The following is a 6,272-nucleotide window of genomic DNA, read 5'->3' on the forward strand; positions in this document are numbered from 1 at the left end:
GCAGAGCTACACCTACTTCACCTGGCGCACCACGAAGCAGGAGCTCACCGAGTTCGGCGAGGACCATCGCGACCACTGGGACCTCGGCCGGCCCAACCTGTTCGTCAACACGCCGGACATCCTCCCCGAGCACCTGCAGGTCGGCGGCCCGAGCATGTTCGCGATCCGCGCCGCCCTCGCCGCGACGCTCGCGCCGACGTGGGGCGTCTACTCCGGCTTCGAGCTGTACGAGCACGAGGCGGTGCGGCCCGGCAGCGAGGAATACCTCGACTCCGAGAAGTACCAGCTGCGCCCCCGCGACTACGACGCCGCGCTCGCCGAGGGCAGGTCGCTGCAGCCGTGGCTGACCCGGCTCAACGAGATCCGCCGTGCGCACCCGGCCCTGCAGCAGATGCGCACCCTGCACTTCCACCACATCGACCACGACGCGCTGATCGTCTACTCCAAGCAGGACCCGGCGACCGGTGACACCGTGCTGGTCGTCGTCTCGCTCGACCCGCACGAGGCGCGCGAGGGCACGATGTGGCTCGACCTGCCGGCGCTGGGCTTCGACCAGGGCGACCGGCTGATCGCGCACGACGAGGTCACCGGCGAGACCTACGACTGGGGCGAGTCCAACTACGTACGCCTCGACCCGCTGCGCGCTGTTGCCCACATCGTGAGCCTGACCAGACGTACGTACGCGGACGCCGACGACACCACCCTGAATGCCTGACCGAGAGGTGACGCACATGCCGCAAGACCCAGCGCCCGACGCCGGCCTGGTCGGACTCGAAGACACGCCGCACACCGGCGAGGCGATCGCCGATGATGGCACGCTCGTCGAGCCGCAGGCCGATGACTTCGGCCACGCCGAGCAGGCCACGAGCGACCCCGAGTGGTTCAAGCGCGCGGTGTTCTACGAGGTCCTCGTCCGGGCGTTCTCGGACTCCAACGGCGACGGCACCGGCGACCTCAGAGGTCTCGCCGACAGGCTCGACTACCTCCAGTGGCTCGGCGTCGACTGCCTGTGGCTGCCGCCGTTCTACGCCTCGCCGTTGCGCGACGGCGGCTACGACATCAGCGACTTCCGCGCCGTCCTGCCGGAGTTCGGCACCGTCGACGACTTCGTCCACCTCCTCGAGGAGGCGCACAAGCGCGACATCCGCGTCATCACCGACCTCGTCCTCAACCACACCTCCGACGCGCACCCGTGGTTCCAGGAGTCGCGCAACCATCCCGACGGCCCGTACGGCGACTACTACGTGTGGAGCGACGACGACCAGCGCTACGCCGATGCCCGCATCATCTTCGTCGACACGGAGTCGTCCAACTGGACGTACGACCCGGTGCGCGGGCAGTTCTTCTGGCACCGCTTCTTCAGCCACCAGCCCGACCTCAACTTCGAGAACGAAGAGGTCCAGGAGGCGATGCTCGACGTCCTGCGGTTCTGGCTCGACCTCGGCATCGACGGCTTCCGGCTCGACGCCGTGCCCTACCTGTTCGAGGAGGAGGGCACCAACTGCGAGAACCTCCCGCGTACGCACGAATACCTCCGCAAGTGCCGCGAGACCGTCGACCGGGAGTACCCCGGCCGCATCCTGCTGGCCGAGGCCAACCAGTGGCCGTCCGACGTCGTCGAGTACTTCGGCGACCCGAAGGTCGGCGGCGACGAGTGCCACATGGCGTTCCACTTCCCGCTCATGCCGCGCATCTTCATGGCCGTACGCCGGGAGTCGCGGTTCCCGATCTCGGAGATCCTCGCGCAGACGCCGGAGATCCCGACCGGCACGCAGTGGGGCATCTTCCTGCGCAACCACGACGAGCTGACGCTCGAGATGGTGACCGACGACGAGCGCGACTACATGTACCAGGAGTACGCCAGCGATCCGCGGATGAAGGCCAACATCGGCATCCGCCGGCGGCTCGCGCCGCTGCTCGACAACGACCGCAACCAGCTCGAGCTGTTCACCGCGATGCTGCTCAGCCTGCCCGGATCGCCGGTGCTCTACTACGGCGACGAGATCGGCATGGGCGACAACATCTGGCTCGGCGACCGCGATGCCGTACGTACGCCGATGCAGTGGTCGCCCGATCGCAACGCCGGCTTCTCGCGGTCCGACCCCGGGCGCATCTACCTGCCGCCGATCATGGACCCGACCTACGGCTACGAGGCGATCAACGTCGAGGCGCAGCAGGGCAATGCGATGTCGCTGCTCAACTGGACCCGGCGGATGATCGAGGTCCGCAAGCAGCACAACGCGTTCGCCGAGGGGGAGTTCGTCGATCTCGGCGGCTCCAACCCCAGCGTGCTGGCATACAAGCGGGTCTGGGAGCGGCCGGACGGCGACCAGGACGTCGTGCTGTGCGTCAACAACCTCTCGAGGTTCCCGCAGCCGGTCGAGCTCGACCTGTCCGATCACCTGGGCTTCACGCCGGTGGAGCTGACCGGCAGCGTGCGCTTCCCGCGCATCGGCGAGCTGCCCTATCTGCTGACCCTGCCGGGCCACGGCTTCTACTGGTTCCAGCTGTCCGAGCTCGGCGACGAGGGCGAGAGGAGGAGCCAGGCATGAGTGGACTTCTCATTTCGACAGGCTCAATGAGCGTGTGGTCGAGTCGGTGCCCATCGGTCCTTGAGCTAGTCGAAAGGAGGGTGACGGCATGACCTCTACAGACATCGACCGCCACGAGCTGGTCGTGCAGCTCGCGAACGAGCTGCCGACCTGGCTGCCGACCCAACGGTGGTTCGGCGGCAAGGACCGCGAGATCACCCGCGTACGTCCGCTGTCGTGGACGACCCTGCTCGACGGCGATCCGCTGCTGATCCACCTCGTGGTCGAGGTCGAGCAGGGTGACCGGCGCGAGCCCTACCAGCTGCTGATCGGCAGCCGCCAGAGCCAGGTGCCGGATGTCGCGGCATCGGCGTCGATCGGGCTCGAGAACGGCCTGACCTGCTACGAGGCCAGCGGCGACGCCGACCTCACGGCGTGCCTGCTCGACCTGATCATCGCGGAGGAGACCATCGACGGGCTGCGCTTCGAGCGTGAGCCCGACGTCGAGCTGATCCCGGGCCTGCGCGCACACCCCATCACGTCCGAGCAGAGCAACACCTCGCTGGTGTACGGCCACCACTACATCCTCAAGCTGTTCCGCAAGCTGTCGCCAGGGCTCAACAAGGACCTCATGCTGCACCGCGCCCTTCGCGATGTGGACTGCCCGCACATCGCCGACCCGCTCGGCTCGATCTCCGGTGAGCTCGACGGCGAGGAGGTGACGATCGGCATGCTCCAGCGGTTCATGCCGGACGCCGCCGACGGCTGGGTCATGGCGACGACCAGTGTGCGCGACTTCATGGCCGATCCCGCGGGCCTGCCGCCGGAGGAGCTCGGCGGCGACTTCGCCGGCGAGGCGTACCGGCTCGGCAAGGCTGTCGCCACGGTCCACGCCGACCTGGCGACGGCGCTCGGCACCGAGGTGGCCGATGCGGCCGAGCTGGAGCGCACCGTCGCGGCGATGACCGAGCGGCTCGACCGGGTGACCGCCGAGCTCCCGTCCCTCGCCGATCACGGGCCCGCCCTCAGGGCCGCATTCGGCAAGGTCGCCGAGATCCGGGAGCCGGTGTCGATGCAGTACGTGCACGGCGACCTCCACCTCGGGCAGGTGCTGCGGACGATCAACGGCTGGCTGCTGCTCGACTTCGAGGGCGAGCCGGCCGCGACCCTCGCCGAGCGATCCGCGCTGCGATCGCCGTTGCGGGACGTCGCCGGGATGCTGCGCTCGTTCGACTACGCGGCTCAGCAGCTGCTGGTCGGACAGGACGCGGATCCCGAGCGGACCGCCCGTGCCATGCAATGGGCGCGGCGCAACCGGACGGCGTTCTGCGACGGTTATGCCCACGTCGCCGAGCACGACCCTCGAGACAGCGCCGATCTCCTACGAGCCCTCGAGCTCGACAAGGCGGTCTACGAGGTCTCCTACGAGCACGCGAACCGGCCCGATTGGCTGACGGTCCCGCTGTCGTCGATCGACCGGATCATGACCGAAGGCGAATGACATGAGCCAGCGCCAGCGAGCGAGCAATGAACCCTTCACGGCGGCGACTCCGTACCGTGGTCTTCTGACGGGGGTGACGCCGTGAACGACTCGCAGACACACTCCTGGCCCGCTGCGGTGGGCGAGCTCGACCTGCACCTCATCAGCGAGGGCCGGCACGAACGGCTCTGGGAGGTGCTCGGAGCGCACGTGCGTACGTACGACGGCCCCGACGGGCCTGTCGAGGGCACGTCGTTCGCGGTCTGGGCACCCAGCGCGCAGGCCGTGCAGGTCGCCGGCGACTTCAACTTCTGGGACAGCGGCAGCCACCCGATGCGCTCGCTCGGCGACGCGGGGGTGTGGGACCTGTTCGTCCCCGGCATCGGCATCGGCACGCACTACAAGTTCCGCATCCTCGGGCCTGACGGTCAGTGGCACGAGAAGGCCGACCCCATGGCGTTCCGCGCAGAGGTGCCGCCCGCGACGGCGTCGGTCGTCACGACGCCCCAGCACACCTGGACCGACGACGCCTGGGTTGCCACGCGCGACGCCACGACCTGGACCGATGCGCCGATGAGCATCTACGAGGTGCACCTGGGCTCCTGGCGGCCGGGACTCGGCTACCGCGAGCTCGCCGACGAGCTGGCCGACTACCTCACCGAGACCGGCTTCACGCACGTCGAGCTCATGCCGATCGCGGAGCATCCCTTCGGTGGGTCATGGGGCTACCAGGTCACCTCCTACTACGCGCCGACGTCGCGGTTCGGCTCGCCGGATGACTTCCGCTGGTTCGTCGACGAGCTGCACCAGCGCGGCTTCGGTGTCATCGTCGACTGGGTCCCGGCGCACTTCCCCCGCGACGAGTGGGCGCTCGCGCGCTTCGACGGCACTCCGCTCTATGAGCACCCCGACCCGCGACGCGGTGAGCAGCCCGACTGGGGCACGTACGTCTTCGACTTCGGGCGTCCGGAGGTCCGCAACTTCCTCGTTGCCAATGCGCTGTTCTGGCTCGAGGAGTTCCACCTCGACGGGCTGCGGGTCGATGCCGTGGCGTCGATGCTCTACCTCGACTACTCCCGCAAGGACGGGGAGTGGGTCGCCAACGAGCACGGCGGGCGAGAGAACCTCGAGGCGGTCCAGCTCCTCCAGGAGCTCAACGCGACGGTCTACAAGCACCACCCCGGCGTCGTCATGATCGCGGAGGAGTCGACGGCCTGGCCCGGCGTCAGCAGCCCCACCGACAGCGGGGGTCTCGGCTTCGGCTTCAAGTGGAACATGGGGTGGATGCACGACACGCTCGACTACCTGAGCCACGAACCGGTGCACCGGTCCTACCACCACGGCGAGATGACGTTCTCGATCGACTACGCATGGACGGAGAACTTCATCCTGCCGCTGTCGCACGACGAGGTCGTCCACGGCAAGGGGTCGCTGTGGCAGCGCATGCCGGGCGACGACTGGAACAAGGCGGCCGGCGTACGCGCGCTGCTGGCGTTCATGTGGGCGCATCCGGGCAAGCAGATGCTGTTCATGGGCGGCGAGTTCGGCCAGGAAGGCGAGTGGGCCGAGGCGCGCTCGCTCGAGTGGCACGAGCTCGACGAGCCGCTGCACTCCGGAATCCTGCACCTGGTCAGCGACCTCAACACGTACTACCGCTCGGCTCCGGCGCTCTACTCCGCCGACAGCCGGCCCGAGGGCTTCCAGTGGATCGATGCCAGCGACGTGGCCGGCAACGTCATCTCCTTCCTGAGGATCGGCTCGGACGGCTCGACGCTCGCGTGTGTTGCCAACTTCTCCGGAGGGCCGCACCACGACTACCGCGTCGGGCTGCCGTCCGTCGGCACCTGGCACGAGGTCATCAACACCGACAGCGAGATCTACGGCGGCTCGGGAGTCGGCAACCTCGGCGCGGTCGAGGCCGAGGCGGAGCCGTGGCACGGTCAGCCGGCCTCGGCGTTGGTCCAGCTCCCACCCGCCGGCGTCGTCTGGCTCGCCCCCGCCTGATGCGCCCGGACCGCCCGCCGGTGGTGAGAGGAGAACGGTTCGAGACATGACTTTCCGGAGGGCACGATCGTTGATTCAGAAAGTGACTCCATCGAGCCGCGATTCGGCGTGTCCGGCGCGGTTCGCCCGGGTCACCTGAACCAAAGTGACAGACGGTACGCATGGGGCATACTGAGCACGACGTGCCATCAGCGGTGTAGATGAAAGGGAGTCATGACCGACTCAGAGTCCAATCAGCCGTCCGAGCGTCGGCGCTC

Annotated in this window: 3 protein-coding genes and 1 pseudogene; all 4 read left to right on the forward strand. The window is 68.3% G+C overall.

The window, feature by feature from the left end; translation table 11 throughout:
• Positions 1-715, forward strand: a pseudogene (locus V6M46_RS04705) (alpha-1,4-glucan--maltose-1-phosphate maltosyltransferase); the annotation flags it as partial.
• Between the two features lie 7 nt (positions 716-722).
• Entirely contained in the window at positions 723-2,552 is a 1,830-nt protein-coding gene (gene treS / locus V6M46_RS04710) for a maltose alpha-D-glucosyltransferase (RefSeq protein WP_442880446.1), read from the forward strand.
• Between the two features lie 88 nt (positions 2,553-2,640).
• Positions 2,641-4,032, forward strand: coding sequence for a maltokinase N-terminal cap-like domain-containing protein (locus V6M46_RS04715; protein WP_332662622.1), 1,392 nt, complete (start codon positions 2,641-2,643; stop codon positions 4,030-4,032).
• A gap of 117 nt (positions 4,033-4,149) precedes the next feature.
• Positions 4,150-6,015 carry a 1,4-alpha-glucan branching protein GlgB gene (gene glgB / locus V6M46_RS04720; RefSeq protein WP_442880447.1) on the forward strand — a complete coding sequence of 622 codons (1,866 nt, stop codon included), beginning with the start codon at positions 4,150-4,152 and terminating at the stop codon, positions 6,013-6,015.
• Positions 6,016-6,272: the final 257 nt, after the last annotated feature.

The sequence above is a fragment of the Aeromicrobium sp. genome (assembly GCF_036676885.1).
Classification (GTDB): domain Bacteria; phylum Actinomycetota; class Actinomycetes; order Propionibacteriales; family Nocardioidaceae; genus Aeromicrobium.

Bases quoted from the DNA above. Each gene is read 5' to 3' on its own strand.
- V6M46_RS04715 (WP_332662622.1), top strand. From the start codon at position 2,641: ATGACCTCTACAGACATCGACCGCCACGAGCTGGTCGTGCAGCTCGCG.